This is a genomic window from Gluconacetobacter tumulisoli, assembly GCF_014174155.1.
In the GTDB taxonomy this organism is placed as follows: domain Bacteria; phylum Pseudomonadota; class Alphaproteobacteria; order Acetobacterales; family Acetobacteraceae; genus Gluconacetobacter; species Gluconacetobacter tumulisoli.
The window spans coordinates 100019-123467 of the sequence record NZ_JABEQM010000010.1 but is presented as its reverse complement, the minus strand read 5'-3'; the positions used below and the strand labels follow the sequence as shown (position 1 = coordinate 123467).

23 protein-coding genes are annotated in these 23449 nt (G+C 64.5%); 9 read left to right on the top strand and 14 right to left on the bottom strand.

What is annotated here, in order from left to right; genetic code table 11:
* Positions 1–33: 33 nt before the first annotated feature.
* On the bottom strand, positions 34–1554 hold the full coding sequence (locus HLH28_RS13025) for an acetyl-CoA hydrolase/transferase family protein (protein WP_182959839.1): 1521 nt from the start codon (positions 1552–1554) through the stop codon (positions 34–36).
* A 197-nt stretch (positions 1555–1751) separates the two neighbouring features.
* Between HLH28_RS13025 and HLH28_RS13020 the strand changes: the two genes are divergently transcribed.
* The 5 genes from HLH28_RS13020 (at position 1752) to gltA (ending at position 5558) form a co-directional block, all read left to right on the top strand.
* Positions 1752–2075, top strand: a complete 324-nt coding sequence (locus HLH28_RS13020) for a hypothetical protein (RefSeq protein WP_182959837.1) — start codon at positions 1752–1754, stop codon at positions 2073–2075.
* A gap of 293 nt (positions 2076–2368) precedes the next feature.
* A complete protein-coding gene (locus HLH28_RS13015; RefSeq protein ID WP_338029735.1) occupies positions 2369–3088 on the top strand; it encodes a metallophosphoesterase in 720 nt (239 codons plus the stop codon).
* A gap of 70 nt (positions 3089–3158) precedes the next feature.
* Positions 3159–3503 (top strand): chorismate mutase, encoded by a 345-nt coding sequence (locus HLH28_RS13010; protein ID WP_338029734.1) that lies wholly within the window; start codon positions 3159–3161, stop codon positions 3501–3503.
* On the top strand, positions 3503–4063 hold the full coding sequence (locus HLH28_RS13005; protein WP_246396120.1) for a SixA phosphatase family protein: 561 nt from the start codon (positions 3503–3505) through the stop codon (positions 4061–4063). The genes HLH28_RS13010 and HLH28_RS13005 overlap by 1 nt, the downstream gene beginning before the upstream one ends.
* Positions 4064–4259: 196 nt before the next feature.
* A complete protein-coding gene (gltA, locus tag HLH28_RS13000; protein ID WP_182959833.1) occupies positions 4260–5558 on the top strand; it encodes a citrate synthase in 1299 nt (432 codons plus the stop codon).
* 326 nt (positions 5559–5884) lie between these two features.
* On the opposite strand, the gene HLH28_RS12995 is transcribed toward gltA, so the two are convergent.
* A complete protein-coding gene (locus HLH28_RS12995; protein WP_182959831.1) occupies positions 5885–6124 on the bottom strand; it encodes a hypothetical protein in 240 nt (79 codons plus the stop codon).
* 222 nt (positions 6125–6346) lie between these two features.
* Between HLH28_RS12995 and HLH28_RS12990 the strand changes: the two genes are divergently transcribed.
* Positions 6347–7105, top strand: coding sequence for an orotate phosphoribosyltransferase (locus HLH28_RS12990; RefSeq protein WP_182959829.1), 759 nt, complete (start codon positions 6347–6349; stop codon positions 7103–7105).
* Positions 7106–7160: 55 nt separating this feature from the next.
* On the opposite strand, the gene murI is transcribed toward HLH28_RS12990, so the two are convergent.
* On the bottom strand, positions 7161–7958 hold the full coding sequence (gene murI / locus HLH28_RS12985; protein WP_182959827.1) for a glutamate racemase: 798 nt from the start codon (positions 7956–7958) through the stop codon (positions 7161–7163).
* A gap of 85 nt (positions 7959–8043) precedes the next feature.
* The gene (locus HLH28_RS12980) at positions 8044–9048 is read right to left on the bottom strand and encodes a polyprenyl synthetase family protein (RefSeq protein ID WP_182959825.1); all 1005 of its coding nucleotides are present in this window, start codon (positions 9046–9048) and stop codon (positions 8044–8046) included.
* Positions 9049–9163: 115 nt separating this feature from the next.
* Between HLH28_RS12980 and HLH28_RS12975 the strand changes: the two genes are divergently transcribed.
* Complete coding sequence (locus HLH28_RS12975; protein ID WP_246396118.1) at positions 9164–9997, top strand: tRNA1(Val) (adenine(37)-N6)-methyltransferase; 834 nt, start codon at positions 9164–9166, stop codon at positions 9995–9997.
* A gap of 77 nt (positions 9998–10074) precedes the next feature.
* Here HLH28_RS12975 and HLH28_RS12970 read toward each other — a convergent pair whose 3' ends face one another.
* The 7 genes from HLH28_RS12970 to uvrC form a co-directional block, all read right to left on the bottom strand.
* On the bottom strand, positions 10075–11094 hold the full coding sequence (locus tag HLH28_RS12970; RefSeq protein WP_182959823.1) for a ribonucleotide-diphosphate reductase subunit beta: 1020 nt from the start codon (positions 11092–11094) through the stop codon (positions 10075–10077).
* 137 nt (positions 11095–11231) lie between these two features.
* Positions 11232–13175 (bottom strand): ribonucleoside-diphosphate reductase subunit alpha, encoded by a 1944-nt coding sequence (locus HLH28_RS12965; RefSeq protein ID WP_182959806.1) that lies wholly within the window; start codon positions 13173–13175, stop codon positions 11232–11234.
* Between the two features lie 242 nt (positions 13176–13417).
* On the bottom strand, positions 13418–13885 hold the full coding sequence (locus tag HLH28_RS12960; RefSeq protein ID WP_182959804.1) for a molybdenum cofactor biosynthesis protein MoaE: 468 nt from the start codon (positions 13883–13885) through the stop codon (positions 13418–13420).
* A gap of 5 nt (positions 13886–13890) precedes the next feature.
* Positions 13891–14148: a molybdopterin converting factor subunit 1 gene (moaD, locus tag HLH28_RS12955; RefSeq protein WP_182959913.1), complete on the bottom strand. Its 258-nt coding sequence runs from the start codon at positions 14146–14148 to the stop codon at positions 13891–13893.
* A 192-nt stretch (positions 14149–14340) separates the two neighbouring features.
* The gene (locus HLH28_RS12950; protein WP_182959911.1) at positions 14341–14862 is read right to left on the bottom strand and encodes a hypothetical protein; all 522 of its coding nucleotides are present in this window, start codon (positions 14860–14862) and stop codon (positions 14341–14343) included.
* 95 nt (positions 14863–14957) lie between these two features.
* Positions 14958–15557, bottom strand: coding sequence for a CDP-diacylglycerol--glycerol-3-phosphate 3-phosphatidyltransferase (gene pgsA, locus HLH28_RS12945; RefSeq protein WP_182959909.1), 600 nt, complete (start codon positions 15555–15557; stop codon positions 14958–14960).
* 91 nt (positions 15558–15648) lie between these two features.
* On the bottom strand, positions 15649–17541 hold the full coding sequence (gene uvrC / locus HLH28_RS12940) for an excinuclease ABC subunit UvrC (protein WP_246396116.1): 1893 nt from the start codon (positions 17539–17541) through the stop codon (positions 15649–15651).
* Positions 17542–17899: 358 nt separating this feature from the next.
* Between uvrC and HLH28_RS12935 the strand changes: the two genes are divergently transcribed.
* Positions 17900–18709 (top strand): exodeoxyribonuclease III, encoded by an 810-nt coding sequence (locus HLH28_RS12935; protein ID WP_182959905.1) that lies wholly within the window; start codon positions 17900–17902, stop codon positions 18707–18709.
* A 54-nt stretch (positions 18710–18763) separates the two neighbouring features.
* Here HLH28_RS12935 and HLH28_RS12930 read toward each other — a convergent pair whose 3' ends face one another.
* Positions 18764–19480 (bottom strand): response regulator transcription factor, encoded by a 717-nt coding sequence (locus tag HLH28_RS12930; RefSeq protein WP_182959801.1) that lies wholly within the window; start codon positions 19478–19480, stop codon positions 18764–18766.
* Positions 19481–19712: 232 nt separating this feature from the next.
* Here HLH28_RS12930 and HLH28_RS12925 point away from each other — a divergent pair, with 232 nt between their 5' ends.
* On the top strand, positions 19713–20171 hold the full coding sequence (locus tag HLH28_RS12925; protein ID WP_182959800.1) for a L,D-transpeptidase family protein: 459 nt from the start codon (positions 19713–19715) through the stop codon (positions 20169–20171).
* Between the two features lie 34 nt (positions 20172–20205).
* Here the strand turns inward: HLH28_RS12925 and HLH28_RS12920 are convergent, their stop codons facing one another.
* Together HLH28_RS12920 and HLH28_RS12915 are read right to left on the bottom strand one after the other, a co-directional pair.
* Positions 20206–22020, bottom strand: a complete 1815-nt coding sequence (locus tag HLH28_RS12920; protein WP_182959798.1) for a cation:proton antiporter — start codon at positions 22018–22020, stop codon at positions 20206–20208.
* A 122-nt stretch (positions 22021–22142) separates the two neighbouring features.
* Positions 22143–23435, bottom strand: a complete 1293-nt coding sequence (locus tag HLH28_RS12915; protein WP_182959796.1) for an RsmB/NOP family class I SAM-dependent RNA methyltransferase — start codon at positions 23433–23435, stop codon at positions 22143–22145.
* Positions 23436–23449: the final 14 nt, after the last annotated feature.

The window sequence follows — 23449 nt, the reverse complement described above, 5'->3', positions numbered from 1 at the left end:
CCCCGGCCCGAATGGGTCGGGGGATGCTGTGCGTCAGGCCGGCAGCATCGAGCCGGTTTCGATGAACCGCTGGTGCCACGACAGCGATTCCTTCAGCAGGTGCGGCGACTGCAGCCCGTAGGACCCTTCCTTCGCCCGCTTGAAGTAGTCCTGCAGCATCGGCCGGTAATCGGGATGCGCGCAGTTCTTGATGATGGTTTCCGCACGCTGCTTGGGCGACAGGCCGCGCAGGTCGGCCAGCCCCTGTTCGGTCACCAGGACCTGCGAATCCTGCGTGATATGATCAACATGGGATGCCATCGGCACGATCGCGGAGATCTTGCCCCCCTTCGCGGTGGACGGCGTCATGAAGACCGAAATGTAGGCGTTGCGCGCGAAATCGCCGGAACCGCCGATCCCGTTCTGAACGCGCGATCCCATGATCTGGGTCGAATTGACGTTGCCGTAGATATCCGATTCGATCAGCCCGTTCATCGCGATACATCCCAGGCGACGGATCAGTTCGGGATGGTTGCTGATGTCCTGGGGCCGCAGGATGATCTTGGACCGGAATTCGGTCATGCGCGCATTCAGGGATTCGGCGGCCTCGGGGCTGAGGGAGAAGGCCGTGGCCGATGCGACGCGCATCTTGCCGGATTCCAGCATGCCCAGCATGCCGTCCTGAATGACCTCGGTGAAGGCGGTCAGGTCCTCGAACGGTCCTTCCTCCAGGCCGCCCATCACCGCATTGGCGACGTTGCCGACGCCGGACTGCAGCGGCAGAAGCGACTGCGGCAGGCGACCGCGCGCGACCTCATGACGGAAGAATTCCATCAGATGGCCGGCGATCGCCTTGGCCGCCGCATCGGGGGGCGAGAACGGGGCGTTGCGGTCCGGGGCAAAGGTTTCGACGACTGCAACGACCTTGGACGGATCGACACGCAACGTCGCCTGGCCGATCCGGTCATCCGGCCGCAGCAGCGGAATCGGCTGGCGCTCGGGCGGCAGGGCGGTGCCGTACCAGATGTCGTGCATGCCCTCCAGCGCCGCATCCTGCCAGCTATTGACCTCGATGATCACCTGGCGCGCGGATTCGACCCACGTCTTGTTGTTGCCGACCGAAGACGACGGGACGATGGTGCCGTCCTCGCGAATGGCGACAGCCTCGATGACCGCGACATCCATGTCGCCGAAGAATCCCTGCCAGACCATCGGGGCGACATGGCTGAGATGCATGTCGAGATATTCGGCCTCCCCCTTGTTGATCAGGCCACGCAGCGTGGCATCCGAATTATAGGGCATACGGAACGAGATTCCGTTGACCTTCGCCAGCGCGCCGTCCAGCTCGGGACCGGTCGAAGCACCGGTGAACAGGCGGATGCGAAACGGATTTCCCTTGTCGTGCTCGACGCCCATGATCGCGGCCAGCGCCTGGGGGACGGCCTTGGGGTAGCCCGACCCGGTAAAGCCGCTCATGCCAACCATGGCGCCGGGACGGATGTAAGAGGCAGCCTCCTCGGCAGTGGTTATTTTTGCCCGGAAGGCCGCGTTCCGGATTCGGCTGTGATCGATCATGGAACCTTTCCTCGTGTCTTTTCATTTTATGTCGCGGGAAAGTGCAGAATCGCCTGTCCCGCGTCCGGCAGCAACGCCCGTCCCGGTCCGCATCCGTCCGACGGCCTGACCGGTGGTATCATCCCGCCTAATCCCTGTCCGACACACAATCTCTTCTCTTTCCCGTCCGGCGCGTCACAACAAAAGAGTGTTACAGCATGACCCATTCCGTCGTTTTGAATGCACTGGCCGAACGCGAGCGCCGGATCGGCCTGCTCCTGGCACGGGCACCGCACCGGCTGCGCCGGACGGTGAACTGGCTACGGGTACCGTCGCGCCGACGTTGGCGGCTGCTTTCGGGGGGATTGCTGATTCTGGGCGGTTTTCTGTCCATTCTCCCGTTGCTGGGGATCTGGATGCTGCCGCTGGGACTGGTTCTGCTGTCCGACGACTTTGCGATCCTGCGTCGCCGCGTCGATCGGATTCTGGCCTATATCGAACAGAGCCATCCCCGCTGGATGGGCCTACCTGACAGGAAATGAATGGCAGATATGCAAAAATAGCTTCTATTTTTCTGTCAACCGAAGAGCCGACGCGTCAGTCTGCTTCAATCATTCCCAAACACGCGCCTTTCCGTCTCGCCTCCATTGGCCCGGGAGGACATGGCGGAATGGGATGTTCATACCAATATCAGGAAACGGACTCTGTTATCGCCCCTCTGACGCCAGAAACGGAATTTCGATTGGACCCCAGCCCGCCCTCCGGATCCGCGCAGCCCTACGCCGCCGACGATCTTCGGTCGCCCGGCCTGCCGTCCTTCGTGCCGCCCGATACCGTGCCTGCGACCTACGACAGCGCCGTCGTCGAACGCCTGATCGCGGGACGACCGATTCGGGTGGTGGGTGACGTTCATGGCGACCTGCGGGCCTTCCGCCATGCGGTGGCCACCGACCGTTTCGTGATTCAGCTTGGCGACCTCGTGGACCATGGGCCCGACAGCGCGGGAACGTTCCGCCTGATGCAACGCCTGCTGGACGAGGGACGCGGGCTGTTCATCCTGGGCAACCATGACCGCAAGCTGGCCCGTGCGCTGGCCGGCCAGAAACTGCGTCGCGACGCGCCGCTGACGGAAACCCTGCGCCAGTTCCAGGCGCCGGAGAACGAGGACGTCCGACGCAGGGCATGGCACGACATCGCCCAGGCCCCCCCCTGGCTGGTGCTCGGACGGCGGATCTTCGTGCATGGCGGCTTTCATTCGCGGATGCTGACGGAACGTCCGCCCTCCGGGCTGGGCCTCGTCACGCCGGTCCTGTCGCGGGCGCTGTTCGGCGAAACGACGGGACGCATGCAGAAGGACGGCTACCCCGAACGGCGCCTGAACTGGGTCGACCATATCCCGGCGGGATACACGGTCTATTGCGGGCATGACCGGCGGTCGACGGATGGACGCCCGTGGGTTCGCGCCGGTCGCGCCGGGGGCAGCTCGGTCTTTACCGATACGGGCGCCGGCAAGGGCGGACATCTCGCATGGATCGACCTGCCCGACGATTCCTGAAAACCTGTATGGTGATATGATAGTGCCGATCAACATTCAGGAGCATGTTCACGTGAGCGACAGCACGGCCATCGATACGACCGTCCAGACGTCAGGCGACGCCACACAGCAGGGTGCGCGGGACACCCTGCTGGCGCTGCGCCGGAGCATCGACAATATCGACGCCGCGTTGATCTACATGCTTGCGGAACGGTTCCGCCATACCCAGGCCGTCGGCGAACTGAAGGCCCGCCACGACATGCCGGCCGCCGACATGGAACGCGAAGCGCGACAGGTCCGCAGGCTCCGCGAACTTGCGGCGGCGGCGCAGCTCGATCCCGATTTCGCCGAGAAATTCCTGGCCTTCATCATCAAGGAAGTCATCCGCCATCACGAGGCGATCGCCCGCAAGACCGCGGGAAACGGCACGTCCTGATGCCGGATATGGCAAAATCGGACGACGCGGCCGTCCCCGGCGCGCGCACGCTGGTGCTGATGCGCCATGCCGAGGCCTTCCCCGCCCCGCATGGCGACCTGGGGCGGGCCAGCGACCTGTCCCGTCCCCTTACGCCATCGGGGCGCCGCAAGGCGGGGCAGCGGGGAACACAACTGCGCGAGATCGGCTTCCATCCCGACCTGGTCCTGATCAGCCCGGCTATCCGGTCCAGCGAAACCTATACCGCGCTGGGCCCCTTTCCCGCGGCCCCGCCCCCCACCATCGTTCAGGAGGCCGGGCTGTATGAATCCGGTCCCGACAGCATTCTCGACATCATTCGGCTCATACCCGATAAGTTCAATAATATCATAGTGATAGGGCACAATCCGGACCTGTATCACCTGACCCTGGACCTGGCGGGGCGGGCCATCGACGACCCGGACAAGTCCGTCCTGATCCGCGGTTTTCCCACGGCCTCCATTGCCTCTTTCCGGATCCATGGCCACTGGCACGACCTGGCGGCAAAACGGGCCACTCTTTCCCTGGTGCTATGCGCCTGACGGCATGACGGACCCCGCTTCGGCGGAGTTGCCACGTCTGTCGTTTCGTCCTTATCTCGGCGCATGCCTGCCGTCCCGAACGGGGGCGCATCGATGGGCCACGCAACGAACTGTCACACAGAGGACAGGAGTGCCCGCAGGTTTGGGATGAGATCCGTCGCACCGCAAGGCGGCGAACGACCAAGAGGAGAGTTTGATGACCGAGTCAGGAAAAGTGGCCACCGTCTCGCTAGAAGGCAAAACCGCCAGTCTGCCGGTCCTGTCCGGAGTCCTGGGGCCTGACGTTCTGGATATCCGCAAGATCGCCGCCGACCTGGGCGTATTCACGTTCGATCCAGGCTATGGCGAAACGGCATCCTGCGAGAGCAAGATCACGTTCATCGACGGCGGCAAGGGCGTGCTGCTGCACCGGGGATATCCGATCGCCCAGCTGGCCGAGCAGGCAACGTTTCTGGAAGTCGCACACCTTCTGCTGAACGGCGAACTGCCGACCCGGGCGCAGAACGATGCGTTCGTCGCCACCATCAAGTCGCACACGCTGCTGCACGAGCAGATCCGGAATTTCTTCAACGGCTTCCGCCGCGACGCCCATCCGATGGCGATCCTTTGCGGCACCGTCGGCGCCCTGTCGGCCTTCTATCACGAAGGCACCGACATCTCGAACGCCGCCAGCCGCGAACTGTCGGCGATGCGCCTGATCGCCAAGCTGCCGACGATCGCGGCCTGGGCCTATAAATACACGCAGGGCGAGGCGTTCGTATATCCGCGCAACGACCTGAACTATGCCGAAAACTTCCTGTCGATGATGTTCGCGCATCCGTCAGAGCCCTATGTGGTCAATCCCGTCCTGGCCCGCGCGATGGACCGGATCCTGATCCTGCACGCAGACCATGAACAGAATGCCTCGACCTCCACGGTGCGTCTGGCGGGTTCGACGGGCGCCAATCCGTTCGCCTGCATCGCCGCCGGCATTGCCGCCCTGTGGGGCCCCGCCCATGGCGGCGCCAACGAGGCCGTGCTGAAAATGCTGGCCGAGATCGGCAACAAGGACAACATTCCGGACTTCATCGCCAAGGTGAAGGACAAGAACAGTGGCGTGCGCCTGATGGGCTTCGGGCATCGTGTCTACAAGAACTTCGACCCCCGGGCGAAGATCATGCAGGCGACCTGCCACGAAGTGCTTGGCGAACTCGGCATCAAGGATGATCCGCTGCTGGACCTGGCGATCGAACTGGAGAAAATCGCCATCCACGACGAATATTTCGTCAAGCGCAGCCTGTATCCGAACGTCGATTTCTATTCGGGAATCATCCTGAAGGCGATGGGCATCCCGACCAGCATGTTCACGGTCCTGTTCGCCGTCGCCCGCACCGTGGGCTGGATCAGCCAGTGGAAGGAAATGATCGAGGAACCCGGCCAGCGCATCGGCCGCCCGCGCCAGCTTTACACCGGGTCGCCCCAGCGCGACTTCCCGTCCTTCGACCAGCGCGGCTGAGGCCGAATGCCACCCCGAGGGCCCGATGCCCCGGGGTGGCTTTGGCGGCGACAGCTTGGTCCGGCCGGGAAATCAGGATGAAACAGGTTTCAAACCCGGCCTGACTCAATCCAGGACATTCGGATTCGACGCATCCCCCGCCTCATGGCAAGGGTGGCTTGCGACGACGATCTACGTCGCCTTTTTCCTCACCGGAATGCCTGGATTCCGGTGTGTGGTACGATGGATTGGCGTGGGCGCCCTGTTCGTCGGTCTTGTGACATTGGTATGTGCCGGAACAGACGGCGTTGGCGCTGATCGGGTTCAGGCCGCTGACGGCACCCGAATCAGTCGCAGGCGCATCCCGCTGTCGGCCCCTGGTCGCGACGGACGACGTGATGGTCGATCCATTCGGACACCAGACGCCGCGCCTCGTTCAACGAGGCTTCGGGATGATGAATCCTGTACAGGGTCGTGCACGCATGGAATGCCGACATGTCACCGGTCCCCACGTCGCGCAGCTCCTGATAGGCGGTCACCACCGCACGTTCGCAATTCCGCGCAATCCTGCCGGTTTCGACACCCACTGCTCACACCCTTATTTGCAAACGATTTGCAATTACGATTATAGTAGCGTCTCCGTCAGGTACAGGCAAGGAAAACCCCGGTCGCCGAAACGCATCCCTGCCTTCCGCCGAAGGATGGATGTCCCCCCTTGCGCGATCTTTTCCGGAGCATGGATTTTCCCGCCCGTTCCCGCTAAGCGTCATCCACCAGTCACGTAACGAACGATCGGAGATACAGGCGGCATGAGCGACACGACAGGAAACGGGGCGGGCCTCTCGACGGGCTCCACAGCCTGGGACCGGGACGCTGCCCTGACGACGGCCAAGCTGCTTCTGGAAATCGAGGCCGTCAATTTCCGGCCCGAGGAGCCGTATACCCTGACGTCCGGGTGGAAGTCGCCGGTCTATATCGATTGCCGTCGCATCATTTTCTTCCCACGGGCCCGCGCCAAGATCGTCGAACTGGGCGTCGAGAAGATCGGGCGCCATGTGGGTTATGAAAGCATCGACGCCGTGGTCGGCGGCGAGACGGCCGGCATTCCCTTTGCCGCCTGGATCGCCGACCGGATGATGGCGCCGATGGCCTATGTCCGCAAGAAGCCCAAGGGATTCGGCCGCAACGCCCAGATCGAGGGCGACGTGCCCGAGGGCATGCGCACCCTGCTGGTCGAGGACCTGACGACGGACGGATCGTCCAAGGTTCGATTCGCCAAGGCGCTGCGCGATGCCGGCGCGATCGTCGATCATACCTTCGTCGTCTTCTTCTATGGCGTGTTCCCCGGTGCGCATCGCACCCTGGCAGACATGAATATCTCGCTGCACGCCCTGTGCACTTGGTGGGACGTGCTGGAAGCCTGTGCGGGGCGGCCCTATTTCTCGGAAAAGGCCGCGGCCGAAGTGCGGCGGTTCCTGGAAGATCCCTGCGCGTGGTCCGCGCGCCATGGCGGCGTCGGCAGCGCCGAGGAAGCCCTCGCCTTCAAGGGCGCGCAGGCCCAGGGCTGACTGGATTTCAAAGGCTCGCCTTTGAGGGATTCGAGGGGCGATGCCCCTCGGGCTTTCAAAACTGCTGGAACGTTACAAGTCCGAACCGTGCCAGGCTGGCCCGAAAGGCGGGCGTGGGATCAAGCGGCCCGGTGAAAACGGCAATCCCCGGCGGGGGCTCATCGGGCCAGGACTGCCCTTCGGTCAAATGGGCCACGCGACGTGCGATGCCGGCGCCCCCGTCGACGAAGGCGAACGGTCGTGGGGCGACGGCGGTCAGGCGACCGGCAACCAGCGGGAAATGGGTGCAGGCCAGGACGATCGTGTCGAGGCGTGCGCCGCCTGGCTGGTCGAGCAGGCCTGACAGGACCGCGCGATAGGCATCGTCAGGCGTGTCCTCGCCGCGAAGGTCGGCCTCCGCCAGTTCGACCAGCCGGGCCGAGCCATGGCGCAGGACCAGGCAATCGGCGGCATAATCGGCACTCAGACGGTCCACATAGGGCTGACGCACGGTGGCCTCGGTGCCCAGCACACCGATCACACGGGTGCGAGAGGCCTGCGCCGCGGGACGGATCGCGGGCACGGTGCCCACCACGGGCAGGTCCAGCGCCGCCCGCATCGTTGCCAGTGCGATGGTGCAGGCGGTGTTGCAAGCATTCACGATCAGGCGGGGACGATAATGCGCCGCCAGCCGACCCAGCAGGGCGGGAACACGGTCGGCGATCTCGGCCTCGGATTTCAGGCCGTAGGGAAAGAAGGCATTGTCGGCCGCATAGACAATGGGGGCCCGAGGCAACAGCGCGCGCGTGGGGGCAAGGACCGACAGGCCGCCGACGCCCGAATCGAAAAAGAGGATGGGACGACGATCAACCATGGCCCGGCAGTGAGGGTCCGTTTGAATATGCCTGTCCCGACGACCGGGTCACGCGGCGATTGGATCGATCCGGTTGCGATACGCCTTAGCGGGCGCGGCTCACGGTATAACCGGCCGTATCCTGCAGCAGACGGCGCAGACGGCTCTCGGGGAAGATTTCCAGCGCGTCGCGTGCCGCCTGCGCATAAACGGCGGCACGGTTCAGCGTCGTCTCGATCGCATCGGTGGCCGCGATCAGCGAGAGGGCATGGTCCAGATCTTCCGGGTTCTGTTCGCTGTCCTCGATGACGCGGCGCCAGAAGATCCGATCCTCGTCGCTGCCGGCGGCATAGGCCGCCAGAACCGGCAGCGTGATCTTGCCTTCACGGAAATCGTCCCCGACGGTCTTGCCTAGAATGGCCTGGTCGGCCGCATAATCCAGCGCATCATCGACCAGCTGGAACGCCATGCCCAGATTGGTGCCGTAGGCTTCCAGCGCCAGCTCCTCGACATCCGGCCGGGCGGCGACGACCGCGCCGACGCGGCACGCGGCGGCGAACAGCGCCGCCGTCTTGCCGTGAATGACCTCCAGATATTGTTCAACCGATGTCGACAGGTCGTTCTGGGTGGACATCTGCAGGACCTCGCCCTCCGCGATCGTCGCGGACGCCGAGGACAGGATGGCCATGACCTTCAGCGAGCCATCGTCGGTCATCAGCTGGAACGAGCGGGCGAACAGGAAATCGCCCACCAGCACCGACGCCTTGTTGCCGAACACCGCATTGGCGCTGGCCAGGCCGCGCCGCAGCAGGCTGTCATCGACCACGTCGTCATGTAGCAGGGTCGCCGTGTGGATGAATTCGACGCAGGCGGCGAGGGAAACATGACGCTGGCGGTTGGGACCCGGCTCGTACCCGCACAGGCGGGCCGACGCCAGCGTCAGCAACGGGCGCAGTCGCTTGCCGCCAGCGGCGACCAGATGGGCGGCAAGCTGCGGAATCAGGGCGACCGGACTGTCCATCCGTTCGACGATCGCGCGGTTGCACGCCGCCATATCATCGCCAAGATAGTCCGACAGTTCCCGCAGCGCCGCTTCCGTTCCGTCCGCCATCGGATTGGTCGCCCCTCTGTCTTTCGCGCTTGCCGTTCGCTCGGATTCCGGCAGGGTGACTGCAACGCCCAAAAGGTTAAACTCCCCGGCTCCGTAGGATTGGTCTGCTGAACATATGAGCGGCGCAGGAATGACGGTCAAGCCGAAGGACACGATAGATGAGGTCCCACCGGACCAGGCATGTCCGGGGGACAACCCGGAATATGGCACGACCACGGTGGGAAGCCTGCTGGATGGCCGTATTCGCTACCGCCAGTTCCGGCAGGGGTATCGTACCGGACTCGAACCCGTCCTGATGGCGGCACATGTCCCCGCGCGCGCCGGGGATCGGGTGCTGGAGGGCGGATGCGGCGCCGGCGCCGGGCTGATGTGCCTTGCCCATCGGGTCGCGGAGGTGACGGGGCTCGGCCTTGAACGGGATTCGCGGACCGCCTGTCTGGCGGAGACCAATTTCGCCGACAACGGCTTCGATCGCCTGCACGTCGCGCGGACCACCCTCCCCGCCCTGCCCGCCGCGGCAATGTTCCCGTCCGAGGGGGGATGGTTCGACCACGCCTTCGCCAACCCGCCCTGGCATCGCCATGACGCCACCGCCTCGCCCGACGCGCGGCGCGACCTGGCGCGCCGCGTCGCCTCGGCCGACACCATCGCCGCCTGGGTCCGCAGCCTGGGCCGGCAGGTCCGTCATCGTGGCACGCTGACGCTCGCCCTGCCCGCCGCCCTGCATGACGTGGCGGTCGCCTCCATGCGCGATCACGGAATCGGCGGGATCACCCTCTTCCCGTTCTGGCCCAAGGCCGGACGGCCCGCCCGGATCGTGCTGGTGCAAGGGCGAATCGGATCGAAAGGCGACGCCGCCGTCCTGCCCGGCCTGATCCTGCATGAGGATGACGGGCGCTTTACCCGCCAGGCGGCATCGGTCCTGCGTGACGGGGCCCCCCTCGCCTGACGGCCGGAGGCCAGTCCTCAAAGGGGGCCGAGACTGCTGGCCCCTTGGGACTCCCGGCGATCACCGGTGCGGGAATTTTACTGGAAGACACTCTCCTCGAACGCTTCCTCCCACGAACCGGCGGTGGACGCGCGGCTGTATTCGGTCGAGCGGTTTTCGAAGAAATTGGTATGTTCGACGGCATTGAGCATGTCGTCCAGCCACGGCAGCGGATTGCTGGGTACGTGATACAGCGCGTCGAGCCCCAACTGGTTCAGGCGCCGGTCGGCGACGAAGCGGATATAGGTCTTGACCGTAGCGGCATCCAACCCTTCGACCGGGCCCATCTCGAACGACAGATCGATGAAGGCGTCCTCGTGCTCGACGATGTCGCGGCAGATCTGGCGGATGTCCTCCTGCAGGGCCTCGGTCCAGATTTCCGGGTTCTCCTGGATGAACACGCGGAACAGGCGCGCCATCGACAGGCAATGCAGGGTCTCGTCCCGCACCGACCACGAGACGATCTGCCCCATGCCCTTCAGTTTGTTGAAGCGCGGGAAATTCAGCAGGATGGCGAAGGACGCGAACAGCTGCAGCCCTTCGGTAAAGGCACCGAACGCCGCCAGAGTCCGGGCGATCTCGTATTTGCTGTCGACCGAGAAGCTCTGCATATAGTCATATTTATCCTTCATTTCCTTATATTTAAGGAAAGCCGAATATTCGCTCTCGGGCATGCCGATGGTATCGAGCAGATGACTGTAGGCGGCGATATGAATCGTCTCGATATTCGAGAAGGCGGACAGCATCATCAGCACTTCAGTCGGTTTGAAGATCCGACTGTAATGCTTCATGTAGCAATTGTTCACTTCCACGTCGGACTGCGTGAAGAAGCGGAAGATCTGCGTGACCAGGTGGCGCTCGCTTTCGGTCAGCGTGCGGTGCCAATCCTTCACGTCGTCGGCCAGGGGCACTTCCTCGGGCAGCCAGTGAACGCGCTGCTGGGTCAGCCACGCATCATAGGCCCACGGATAGCGGAACGGCTTGTAGACCGGATTGGCGGTCAGAAGGTCGAAATGCGGCTCGGCCTCGGGCTCGGGCCGCTGGGAAATGTCGCTCATGTCGTATTCTCCGGGAATCGGAAGGCGCAGATGCGCCATGAAATCCATGCGTCACCAGACGTCCGGCACCCGGGCGGCGCGCCCGATCAGGATGCGCGTCCCCGTTCAGGTCGCGACGGCACCGGACCCGTGGGCCATTATTGGCAGGCCAGGCACTCGTCGTAATCGGTCGAGGACGACGTCGGCGGTACGCTGGCCGGCATGGCGGGCGTACCTTCCTGTTCCATGACGTCGCTCTTGCCCAGGATGGTGCTGACGGTATCCGCCCGCTGGATCGAGAGCGAGCGGCAGTAATACAGGGATTTCACGCCCCGCTTCCATGCCAGGTAGTGGATCTGGTGCAGATCGCGCTTATGCACGTTCGCGGGCAGGAACAGGTTGATCGACTGGGCCTGGCAGATGAACGGGGCGCGATCGGCCGCATGTTCGACCACCCAGCGCTGGTCCAGTTCGAAGGCGGTCTTGAACACGTCCTTTTCCTGCTGCGTCAGGAAGTCGAGATGCTGGACGCTGCCCTTGGTCAGGGTGATCGACGACCAGACTTCGTCCGTGTTCTGCCCCTTGTCGATCAGCAGCTTCAGCAGGTGCCGGTTGCGGACGGTAAACGAGCCGGACAGGGTCTTCTGCAGGAAGACATTGGCCGCGATCGGTTCGATCCCCGGGCTGGCATTGCCCGCGATGATCGAGATCGACGCCGTGGGCGCGATGGCCAGCTTGTTGGAAAACCGCTCCATGATGCCGTATTCCGCAGCGTCGGGGCACGCGCCGCGCAGTTCCGCCAGCTTGTGCGACGCCGCGTCGGCCTGTTCGCGAATATGCTTGAAAATCCGCTTGTTCCAGACCTTCGCGATCACGCTTTCGAAGGGAATTTCCTTCGCCTGCAGGAAGGAATGGAAGCCCATGACCCCCAGCCCCACCGACCGTTCGCGGGTCGCGGCGTATTTCGCACGCTCCATGTCGTCGGGGGCGCGGTCAATGAAATCCTGCAGCACGTTGTCGAGGAACAGCATCACGTCCTCGATGAAGAGCGGATCGTCCTTCCACTCGTCCCACGTCTCAAGATTCAACGACGACAGGCAGCAGACGGCCGTACGTTCCTTGCCGTGATGGTCCATCCCCGTCGGCAGGGTGATCTCGGCGCACAGGTTCGAAGTCTTGACCTCCAGCCCCGCCATCTTGTGGTGCTCGGGCCGCGCGTTGTTCACATGGTCCGAATAGATGATGTAGGGCTCGCCCTGCTCCATGCGGGCCGTCAGGATGCGGATCCACAGCGACCGGGCCGAGATCTTGCGGATATGCGCGCCGTCCTTGGGCGACAACAGCGCCCATTCGGCGTCCTCGGCGACCGCGCGCATGAAGGCGTCGGACACCAGCACGCCATGATGCAGGTTCAGGGCCTTGCGGTTCGGATCGCCGCCGGTCGGGCGACGGATCTCGATGAATTCCTCGATCTCCGGATGCCAGACAGGCAGGTAGACGGCGGCGGACCCGCGACGCAGAGAGCCCTGGCTGATGGCGAGGGTGAGGCTGTCCATGACGCGGATGAAGGGGATGACCCCCGAGGTCTTGCCGTTGCGCCCGACATCCTCGCCGATGGACCGCAGGTTGCCCCAGTAGGATCCGATGCCGCCCCCCTTGGACGCCAGCCATACATTCTCGTTCCACAAATCGACGATGCCGCGCAGGCTGTCGTTCGCCTCGTTCAGGAAGCAGGAAATCGGCAGACCGCGCGTCGTTCCGCCGTTCGACAGGACCGGCGTCGCGGGCATGAACCAGTGGCGGGAGATATAGTCGTACAGGCGCTGCGCGTGCCCGGCATCCGCGCCGTAATAGGACGCCACGCGGCCGAACAGGTCCTGATAGCTCTCGCCATCCAGCAGATAGCGGTTATCCAGAGTCGCCTTGCCGAACGGCGTCAGCAGCGCGTCACGCGAGCGATTCACCCGAACCGGATGATGGCCCGGCAGCTGGACGACGTCGTCGAACATGTCGGGGGTCTGGTCGGCGTCGCGATCCTGGAACAGACCACGGTCGTCGGCCGGACGATCAGACACAGTTCCGGATACGTCGTCCAGGCTCATCCATCATCTCCGTGAAATCGCGGGGACAGGGCTGCGCCCATCGTCCCGACACCTTGTTTATGCCCCTACATATCGCGCCCGGGCAACTGAAGACGCACTAGATATATGAATCATCGAAGACAGCAAGAGCGCGATCCCGTTGACGAGGCAGGACTTTCCATGGCTTTCGGGAATCAAGGAAAATCTTTTTTTATCTCACCGGCAGAGTCCGGCCGCCGGGTCCGTCACGCGACTCGCGTCGATCAACCGGGTCGGCCGTCCCGCGCCCAGCGGCTCGCGGCGATGTCGTCCGCCTCCCGCGCCTCGACCCAGGCGGTCCGCCCGTCCTCGAATTCCTCGCGCTTCCAGAACGGTGCCCGTGTCTTGAGCCAGTCCATGACGAACGCAGTGGCATCCAGCGCCGCCGCGCGGTGCGCGGCCAGGCACAGGACCAGCACGATCGGCTCGCCGACCGTCAGGCGTCCGACGCGATGGATGATCGTGCAGCCCGACAGGCCGAATCGCGTCTGCGCCTCGGCCGCGATTCGGCCGATCATCGATTCGGTCATGCCGGGATAATGCTCAAGCGTCAGGGCGCGCAGCCCCGCCCCACCCCGCACGACGCCCAGGAACGCGCCGACACCGCCGGCCTCCTGCCCGCCCTGCATCAAACGGGGGAGTTCCGCATCCATCGAAAAAATTGTGGTCTGCACGCTGACGCGGATCGTCATGGCGCCTAGCCCCCGGTGACGGGGGGAAAGAATGCGATCTCGTCCCCTGCCCGCACCCCGTCCTCCGGACTGGCGAATTCCTGGTTGACCGCACATCGGACGACGCCACCCTGCGTCCCGAAGACCGCCTGGTACTCGCCTTCCCGTCCAGCCAGGCTGCGGATCACGTCGCCGACGCACCGTGCCCCCTCGGGCAACGGCATGGATTCGCTGGACCGACCCAACCGGTCGCGCAGCCAGGCAAAATACAGGATCGTAATCACAGGCACGCCTTCCATCCAGATGGCAGGCCAGGCCGGGCCTTGCCCGAACCCACCAGGGCCTGAGGGACCTCCGGACCCCGATCATGGATCACCAGACCGGTTTCCAAAGGTCCGAGGCCTTCGACGGGTTTCAGGGCAGAGCCCTGAGGTAGGCCGCCGACGAGTCAGTCATAACGCGGATTGCTCTTACCCCTATCTGGGGGTGGCCGGCGAATCTTTAACCGTCTTGACCGTCCCATCGGGTGCGATGACGGTGCTGGTGCCATCCCCGTTGGGAATGACGATGGTCGCGGCCCGCTGCCCCGCGCCATAGCGTACGGCGTCGTCCCTTACCCTCGACGGCAGCCCGCCACCGGAAAAATCCTGGATCCCGCCCTTGATCTCGGCCTGTTCGCCGGCGCTCATGCTGCCGCCTTTCGGCAATTCGGCCCCGCCTGCGTCGGCGGGTAGCGCATCGCCCAACCGGCCACGATCCTTCGACACGTCGCCCAAGGTCGGCAAGGGGGCCGGCGGCCCGGGCCACATATTTCCGGCTTCCGGCAGGATCGGCAGTTCCGCGGCTGCCTCCCCCCGCGCACGGCGCAGATTCTCGGCCTCCCCGCCCGGCGCGTTGGGATTGAGGCCCGGGAAACTCATCCCGTCACTCGCCAGCTTTCCGAAACCCGAGCACCCGCTGATCAACACAAGTGACGACAACAGCGCCGCGTTTCGCATCATGCCCCTCCTGGCCGGCCACCCCGTTCGCGACCGAAACGGAGTGTGCCCGCGCGTCACCACAATCTCAAGTAGCAGGACATGATCTGACACAATCAGGAGGCGATTTTAGACGCCGTCCTGCCATTGCGACCGACGTGGCGCAGGCCCGTGGCAAGATAGTCCCAGCCCGTCACGATCGTCAGCACCGCGGCAATCCACAGCATGATCGCCCCCACCATGCTGACCGGCAACGGGTCGAGATGCAGCAGCTTTCCCGTGCTGTCGCCAGCCAACAGGAAACCGATGGCGGTCATCTGAAATCCGGTCTTCCATTTGGCCAGGCGCGTTACCGGAAGGCTGACCCGGGTAGAGGCCAGGAATTCACGCAGGCCGCTGACCAGGATTTCCCGCGCCAGGATGATGATGGCAGGATACAGCGCCCCGAACGGCAGGCGATCCGACCCTGCCAGGACCATCAGCGACGCGCCGACCAGCAATTTGTCCGCAATCGGATCCAGCATCCGCCCCAGGTCGGAGTATTGATGCCATGCGCGGGCCAGCTTGCCATCCAGATAATCGGTGATGGCTGCGGCGATGAACAGCAGACAGGCCGCGCAGTCCGTCACCGGCGCCCCCACCCCCACGAGCGCCACCAGAACGGGAATCGCCACAATCCGCGACAGGGTCAGGATATTGGGCAGGTCGGTCAGCATCGTGCGCAGAGTACAACAAGACACGGGGAACAGGAACGCCTCATCACGACGGTCTGATGACGAATTTGCTCACGGCTCCTGCCCCGGCCGATCATTCTCCGGACCAGCCGGGATGAAAATGGCCATAAACGATCCGTGCCGTCTCCCGGTTGATCCCCGACGTGGCTTCCAACTCCGCCAGGCCCGCCTGCTTCACGCCGCGCGCCGAGCCGAACTGGTTCAGCAGGGCGCGCTTCCGGGCGGCGCCGACACCGGGGATCTCGTCCAGTTCCGACTTCACCAGCGCCTTCGAGCGCCCGGCGCGATGGGTGGTGATGGCGAAGCGATGGGCCTCGTCGCGCAGACGCTGCAGATAATACAGGACCGGATCACGCGGCGGCAACTGGAAGGGCGGCCGGTCGGCGACATGAAACCATTCCCGCCCGGCGTCGCGGTCCGGCCCCTTGGCAATGGCCACCAGCGTCACGTCCGTCACGCCCAGATCGTCCAGCACCGCGCGGACCGCGGAATACTGGCCCGCCCCGCCGTCGATCAGGACGATGTCCGGCCAGTCCCCGGGATTCGCCTGTTCCTGACGTTCGCGCAGGCCGCGGCTGAATCGGCGCTCCAGCACTTCGCGCATCATCGCAAAATCGTCGCCCGGCGTGACGGGGCCCCGAATCGAGAATTTGCGATAGGCGCGCTTCTCGAACCCCTCCGGACCGGCCACGACCATCACGCCATAGGCGTTGCTGCCCATGATGTGGCTGTTGTCATAGATTTCGATCCGCTTCGGCGGGGCGTCGAGCCCGAACAGGTCGACCATGCCGTCCAGCAGGCGCGCCTGGGCCGTGCTTTCGGCCAGCCTGCGTTCCAGTGCCTCCCGGGCATTGGTTTCGGCATGGTCGACGACCGCCTTCTTCTCGCCGCGCTTCGGAACCAGGATCTCCACTTTCCGGCCCCGTCGTATGCTCAGCGCGTCCGCCACGAGATCGCTCTCCGCGATCTCGTGATTCAACAGGATCTGCGCCGGCGGCGGCTTGTCGTCGTAGAATTGTGCCAGGAAGGCCGTCAGGATGTCGGAGGCGTCCTCATCCTTGGCGTGGGCCGGGAAAAAGGCGCGATTGCCGTTGTTCCTGCCCCCGCGGATGAAGAAGACCTGAATGCAGGAATGTCCGGCGGCCTGCCAGATCGCGACCACGTCCGCATCGTCAAGCGACGCCGGATTGATCACCGACGAATCCTGCATGGAGGCGAAGCCGCGAATGCGATCGCGAATCGTCGCTGCGCGCTCGAACTCCAGGGATTGCGCCGCCGCCTCCATTTCCCGCACCAGTTCGTCGCGAATGCCGGTGCGTTGCCCCGACAGAAAGGCGCGCGCCTGCTCGACCAGGTGGGCATAGTCGTCCTGGCCGATCCGCTCGACGCACGGGGCCGAACAGCGCTTGATCTGGAACAGCAGGCAGGGACGGGTACGCGAGGCAAAGACGGAATCGGAACAGGATCGCAGCAGGAATACCCGCTGGATCAGGTTCAGGGTCTGGTTCACCGCCCAGGCCGAGGCGAACGGGCCCCAGTAGGATGCCCCCTTTGCCGGCTTCCCCCGATGTTTCGTGACCTGGGGAAACATGTCGGCGTCCGTCATCATGATCCACGGATAGCTCTTGTCGTCCCGCAGCAGGATGTTGAAGCGGGGTTTCATCCGCTTGATGTAGTTGGCTTCCAGGAGCAGGGCCTCGGCCTCGGTATGGGTCGTCACGATTTCCATCGCGACCGTTTCCGACACCATGCGTCGCAGGCGTTCCGGCAATTTCCCCGTCTGGGTGTACGACGTCACGCGCCGCTTCAGGATACGGGCCTTGCCGACGTACAGGACCTCCCCCTTCTCCCCGATCATCCGGTAGACCCCGGGGGAAAGCGGCATCGTCTGCAAGGCCTGCTGGATGGCGCCCACCCCCTTGACCGCCACCACGGCCGGCACGTCGCCGTCCATCAATGGACCCATCCGTTCATCCACCGATCATGTGGATAAGTCTGTGGAACAGCCGCTGACAGAATCGTGCGGCTGGCGGTTTCCCTGTCCCCCGCTTGAATTGCCCAAAAAAGAAGCACAACAAATAACCTATTGATATTTAATGATTATATTAAAGACACCCTAGGAACTGACTGTAAAATTCGAGCAATCCTTTGGAAAATAAGGAAGTCAATCCCAAAGGTGGACAAAATCCGCTCGAATCGCTTTTCCGTTCCGTCCGACTCGATCCTGTTTTGTTCGTCATTCCGATATCGGTTTGATCCCGATCCCCACGCCGCGCAGCCGAATCCCACTTGCCAGGATTCGCGGGATGGGCAATCCCACCCATATGCGTATCGTCACATGGAATATCAATTCGCTCCGCCTGCGGCTGCCGCTTCTGGCACGGCTGTGCGCGGAACTGCAGCCCGATATCGTCTGCGTGCAGGAAACCAAGGTGCCGGACGATCTGTTTCCGGCCGATGCGGTACGCAAGCTGGGCTTCGCCCACATCCAGCACCGGGGAATGAAATCCTATAACGGCGTCGCGATCCTGTCCCGCGTCGCGCTGGTTCCGCTGGACGATACCCCCGACTGGTGCGCCCGCAGCGATTGCCGCCACATCGCGGCGTCGTTCGACCTGGGGGGGCAGCCCGTCGAACTGCATAATTTCTACGTCCCCGCCGGCGGGGACATTCCCGACCCCGAGGCCAATCCGAAATTCGCGCACAAGCTGGCATTTGTCGACGAGGCCCATGCCTGGTTCACGGGGCGGGACAATCGGCGGACGATCCTCGTCGGCGACCTGAACATCGCTCCGCTGGAGCAGGATGTCTGGAACCACAGGCAATTGCTGAATGTCGTCAGCCATACCCCGCCCGAGACGACCCGCCTGCTGGCCTGGCAGGCCTGCGGGTTCGTCGACGCCATGCGGCATTTTGTTCCGGCGAGCGAAAAATTATATACGTGGTGGTCCTATCGCAATCGCAACTGGACCGAGGCCAATCCCGAACGATGGAATCGCGGCCGGCGCCTGGACCACGTCTGGGTAACCCCCGACCTGATGGCGTCCCTCAGGGACATGACGGTCCTGCGTGAAGCCCGGGACTGGCCAACCACATCGGACCATGCGCCCGTGGTGGTCGATTTCACCCCCTGATCGCAACCAGGGGGCCAAAAGGCGTTCGGGTCCCGGATCCGAACGCAGCCTGCCTCAACCGGCGCGCAATCCGCCTTCCGGGTCCAGGCGATACCCCCCGCCCTCGGTCACCAGCAGAGATGCATTCGTCGGATCGGGCTCGATCTTCTGCCGCAGGCGATAGATGTGGGTTTCCAGCGTATGGGTGGTCACGGCGGCGTTGTAGCCCCAGACCTCGTTCAGCAGGACCTGCCGCGGCACAGGCCGCGTGCCGGCCCGGTACAGGAATTTCAGGATCGCGGCTTCCTTTTCCGTCAGCCGGATGCGGCGGTTGCGCGTGGGTTCCTGCAGCAGCTTCGCCGACGGCCGGAAGACATAGGGCCCGATGGAAAAGACCGCATCCTCGCTGTTCTCGAAGATCCGCATCTGCGCGCGCAGGCGGGCCAGGAGCTCGGCGATGCGGAAGGGCTTGGCGACATAATCGTTGGCCCCGGCATCCAGGCCCCGCACCACGTCGGTTTCGTCATCCGAACCCGTCAGGATGATAATGGGGATGCGCTTGCCCTGGCGTCGCAGGTCGGCGCAGAAATCGCGGCCATCACCGTCGGGCAGCGTCACGTCCAGGATGATGGCATCGAAGCGCGCGCCCGGCGCATTCAGCTTGTCCCAGGCATCGGCGACCGATTCCGCCTCGATCGCCAGGAACTCCCCTTCGAGCTGCAATTGTTCGACGAGCATATGACGTAACGTCTGATCGTCATCCACTATCAGAATGGGACGCGCACCTGCCATCGAACCCTCTTTATTTTTGACCGCAACCCCATCCGCAGGGCCGGGTATCCTATATCATTCCCGAAGCGGAAACGGCAGCATCCGGACCCGTCCGCCTGCGACCTCTTCCCACGGCTATACTGGTGTCGTCCAGTCTAGGCCCGAATCCCAGCAAAAGGCGACCCGTTTGGAGGCCTCCATGATACGCGCAGTTTTAAGATCGAATACCGGCCCCGATGCACAACTGCATTGCATGGATCAGAAAATCCCGGCGATCGTCGGGGCCGCTGGGGTCCGGTCCATCAAGGAGGAAGGCGATCACGCCACACCGACCGGAATTCTGCCGTTGCGGCGGGTCCTGTACCGCGCCGACCGTGTCGCGGCGCCGGTCTGCGCCCTGCCGTTGGAACCCCTGGCGCCGGCCGACGGGTGGTGCGACGACCCGGCCCACGCCGACTACAACCGGCGCATCACCCTGCCCCACCCTGCCCGGCATGAGAAGATGTGGCGGGACGATAACGTTTACAATATCGTGATAGAACTCGGATATAATGACGCCCCGCCGGTCCCGGGGCGCGGATCGGCCATTTTCCTGCATCTGCAATCGCCGGATGGCCGCCCGACCGAAGGATGCATCGCCCTGCGCGAATCCGACCTGCGCCGCATACTGGCCGCCGGACTGACGGAAATCGAGGTCCTGCCGCCGGCCTGACCGGCCGGATCGCGGCGGGTCTGGCCGGCCCTGTTCAGGAGGCGATTGCACCCTCGGGTGGCGTCATCGCAATGATGATATCGCCCGATACCGGTTCGACCGGGGCCTCGTCCTCGACCGATCGGATCCACATCGCCGTTCCCCTGCGGATCGTCATGATGTTCAGCCGGTTTCCGTCCGTACCGGCCGGATCGCGGGGTACGTCACTGCCAAACGGCAGGCTCCTGAACCGCCATCCACGTTCGAACAGGGTGTCGATCAGGGTGAAATTCCAGGCCGGGTCCCCCAGGACCTTGCCGCGCGAGTCGCGGCTGAGCCCCCGATAGAGATCCAGGCGTGCCACCCCCGGACTGACCTGGAACACGCGCTGCCGCCCGAAATCGGGGGCGAGGCGCGCGCAGACCAGTCCGTTATAGATCGCGTCCGGCGTCGCGGCGATCAGATAGTCCGCCGGCCGTTCCTCCAGGCTTTCCAGACCTTCGTCGGACAGCAGTTCGGCCTTCAGGGTCGGGATGCCGGCGCGGGCCGCCGGCGCCAGGGCGCCGGCATAGGTATCGACCAGCACGACCGGACAGCCCAGGCGATGCAGCGCGCCGGCCAGATCGGTCGACCATGCGCTGGCGCCCACGATCGCCAGGGCAGGTTCGTCCGACAGGGTCAGACGCAGGATCCGCGCCACGGGACGAAGCGAAAACCCATGCAGGATCATGGTGGTCGCGATGAGGGCGAACACCCCCGGCATCACCAGGTCTGCGCTGGGGTAGCCCGCCTCCCCCAGTTGCAGGCCGGCGACGCCGGCGACGGCGGCGGCGACGATGCCGCGCGGTGCGATCCAGCCCACGAACAGGCGTTCCTGCCATGACAGGTCCGACCGGATGGTCGACAGCAGGATGCCGAGGGGCCGCACTACGAACAGCACCGTCAGCGTCATCGCAACGATGGGCAGGGACAGGCGTTCCAGCACATCGCGATGCAGATCGGCGGTCAGCATGACGAACAGGCACGACACGACAAGGACCCCCAGCGACTCCTTGATACGGCGCAATTCGGACATGCCGGTCACGTGCATGTTCGTCAGCGCCATGCCGAAGACGGTCGCCGCCATCAGCCCGGCACCTTCCATGAAGAAGTTGCAGACCGAAAAGACGCTCATCGCCAGGGTCAGGATGATGGGAATGCGCAGGATTTCCGGAACCAGATCCCGCGCCGACAGGAAGCGGACCAGAATCGCGGGGAACACCCCGAATCCGATGGCCATCATGGTGCTGAACAGCAGGTGGGGTACGATCTCCACCATGAACATGCCGGAATGGCGATTGCCCTGGATCACCAGGATTTCCAGCACCAGAGTCGCCAGGATGGCCCCCACGGGATCATTCAGGATCGCTTCCCAGCGCAGGAACGCCGCCACGCGCGGCCGCAGCTTGGTATGGCGCAGCAGGGGCAGCACGACCGTGGGGCCGGTCACGACGATGATCGCACCGAACAGCCACGACGCCCCCCAGTGCAGATGGCCGACGAAATGCGCGGCCAGGGCGCCCAGGACCCAGTTGATTGGCAGAGCCACCGCCGTCAGGCGCAGCACGCCCTCGCCCGAGGCGCGCCATTGCCGGAAATCCAGCGCCAACCCGCCCTCGAACACGATGAACGCAACGGCGAGCGAGACGATCGGGTGAAAATAGCGGCCAATCGCCGCCGAGGGATGCAGAAGGCCAAGACCGGGGCCGTAGACCAGGCCCAACCCGAACAGCAGGACGATGGCCGGCAGGCGAAAGCGCCAGGCCACCCACTGGGCGCCGATACCGCCCCCCAGCACGCACAAGATCCCGATGGCCAGATTATCCTGCATTCCCGTTTCCCGGACTGTTGGCCCGACAGCTCGGGCAATCCCATCATACTATGACGATGGCAAAACCGATAATCGGGCGAAACCAGTCCGTTAACCAGAAAAAATGCGGAAGATGGCGACCGTCAGGCCGTCCGTTCCAGGATCGCGGCGAAGAACCCGTCGGTCCGGTCGCGCAGGGGCGACAGCGCGATCATGCCCTGCTGCGCCAGCCCCGCCGGCAGGCCGCATTGCGCGTCGGGTTCCGCACGACGGAATTGCGGCGACGTACGCAGGAAGGTTTCGATGCGATCCTGATTTTCCTCCCGCAGGATCGAACAGGTCGCATACACCAGCCGGCCGCCCGGCCGGACCAGCGTCGACGCGGTATCGAGGATCTCGGCCTGCTTGACCATCAGTTCGGCCAGATCCTGCTCTGTCAAACGCAGGCGGGCGTCCGGGTTCCTGCGCCAGGTGCCCGTCCCGGTGCATGGCGCGTCAACCAGCACCCGGTCGAAGCTGCCCGCACGCCGCTTGGCCCAGCGGTCGCCGGGCTTCAGCAGGTGGCGTTCGACATTATGCACGTCCGCCCGCCGCAGCCTGCGCACCGCGCCGTCCAGCCGGGCCTCGGACACGTCGCAGGCGACGATATGGCCCCGATTCTGCATGGTCATGGCCATGCCCAGCGTCTTGCCCGCGGCGCCCGCGCAGTAATCCACCACCCGCATGCCCGGCCGGGCATCGGCCGCCGCCACCACCACCTGGCTGCCTTCGTCCTGGATTTCCACCAGGCCGGCCTTGAACGCCGCAGTCGCGGTCACGGGCTGGCGTCCCGGAACACGCAGCCCCCATGGGGACAGAATTGTGTCCTCGGCGATGATGCCGTCGGCGGCCAGCGACTGCCGCGCCTCGTCCCGCGTGGTCTTCAGCAGGTTGACGCGCAGATCCAGCGTCGCCTCGCCCGACAGGGCCTCGATTTCCGGCACCAGATCGTCGCCGAACACCGTCTCCAACCGTGGCAGCAGCCAGTCGGGGATTTCCAGCGCGACGGCGCGCGGCATGTCGGGATGGATCAGCTCATGCCCCCGCAACCGCGCGGCCAGGTCGCGCTCGGCCGGCGACAGGACGGACGGCGCGTAGCGGTCGCCGGAAAACAGGTCCTGCGGGGCCTCCCCCGGCCGGGGAGACAGGGCCAGCATCGCCACGATCCGGTTTCGCGGCGTGGCGGAGGTGCCTGCACGGTCCAGCCACCATTCGATATGTCGCCACTGGCGCAGAATGGACCAGACCCGGGTGGAAACGGCCCGGCGGTCGCCCCCGCCGATATAACGGCGTTCGCGGAAGAACGCATTGGCAACGGCGTCCGCCGGGCGACGGGGCGTAGCCTCCATCGCCGTAAGCAGATCGATGGCGGCGGCAAGCCGCGCACTGGGGGTCATGATCGTCCTGTCTG

Excerpts from the sequence above, each read along its gene's own strand:
- HLH28_RS13025 (WP_182959839.1), bottom strand. The coding sequence starts at position 1,554 with ATGATCGATCACAGCCGAATCCGGAACGCGGCCTTCCGGGCAAAAATA.
- HLH28_RS13020 (WP_182959837.1), top strand. The coding sequence starts at position 1,752 with ATGACCCATTCCGTCGTTTTGAATGCACTGGCCGAACGCGAGCGCCGG.
- HLH28_RS13005 (WP_246396120.1), top strand. The coding sequence starts at position 3,503 with ATGCCGGATATGGCAAAATCGGACGACGCGGCCGTCCCCGGCGCGCGC.
- gltA (WP_182959833.1), top strand. The coding sequence starts at position 4,260 with ATGACCGAGTCAGGAAAAGTGGCCACCGTCTCGCTAGAAGGCAAAACC.
- HLH28_RS12990 (WP_182959829.1), top strand. The coding sequence starts at position 6,347 with ATGAGCGACACGACAGGAAACGGGGCGGGCCTCTCGACGGGCTCCACA.
- murI (WP_182959827.1), bottom strand. The coding sequence starts at position 7,958 with ATGGTTGATCGTCGTCCCATCCTCTTTTTCGATTCGGGCGTCGGCGGC.
- HLH28_RS12980 (WP_182959825.1), bottom strand. The coding sequence starts at position 9,048 with ATGGCGGACGGAACGGAAGCGGCGCTGCGGGAACTGTCGGACTATCTT.
- HLH28_RS12975 (WP_246396118.1), top strand. The coding sequence starts at position 9,164 with ATGAGCGGCGCAGGAATGACGGTCAAGCCGAAGGACACGATAGATGAG.
- HLH28_RS12970 (WP_182959823.1), bottom strand. The coding sequence starts at position 11,094 with ATGAGCGACATTTCCCAGCGGCCCGAGCCCGAGGCCGAGCCGCATTTC.
- HLH28_RS12965 (WP_182959806.1), bottom strand. The coding sequence starts at position 13,175 with ATGAGCCTGGACGACGTATCCGGAACTGTGTCTGATCGTCCGGCCGAC.
- HLH28_RS12960 (WP_182959804.1), bottom strand. The coding sequence starts at position 13,885 with ATGACGATCCGCGTCAGCGTGCAGACCACAATTTTTTCGATGGATGCG.
- HLH28_RS12950 (WP_182959911.1), bottom strand. The coding sequence starts at position 14,862 with ATGCGAAACGCGGCGCTGTTGTCGTCACTTGTGTTGATCAGCGGGTGC.
- pgsA (WP_182959909.1), bottom strand. The coding sequence starts at position 15,557 with ATGCTGACCGACCTGCCCAATATCCTGACCCTGTCGCGGATTGTGGCG.
- uvrC (WP_246396116.1), bottom strand. The coding sequence starts at position 17,541 with ATGGGTCCATTGATGGACGGCGACGTGCCGGCCGTGGTGGCGGTCAAG.
- HLH28_RS12935 (WP_182959905.1), top strand. The coding sequence starts at position 17,900 with ATGCGTATCGTCACATGGAATATCAATTCGCTCCGCCTGCGGCTGCCG.
- HLH28_RS12930 (WP_182959801.1), bottom strand. The coding sequence starts at position 19,480 with ATGGCAGGTGCGCGTCCCATTCTGATAGTGGATGACGATCAGACGTTA.
- HLH28_RS12925 (WP_182959800.1), top strand. The coding sequence starts at position 19,713 with ATGGATCAGAAAATCCCGGCGATCGTCGGGGCCGCTGGGGTCCGGTCC.
- HLH28_RS12920 (WP_182959798.1), bottom strand. The coding sequence starts at position 22,020 with ATGCAGGATAATCTGGCCATCGGGATCTTGTGCGTGCTGGGGGGCGGT.
- HLH28_RS12915 (WP_182959796.1), bottom strand. The coding sequence starts at position 23,435 with ATGACCCCCAGTGCGCGGCTTGCCGCCGCCATCGATCTGCTTACGGCG.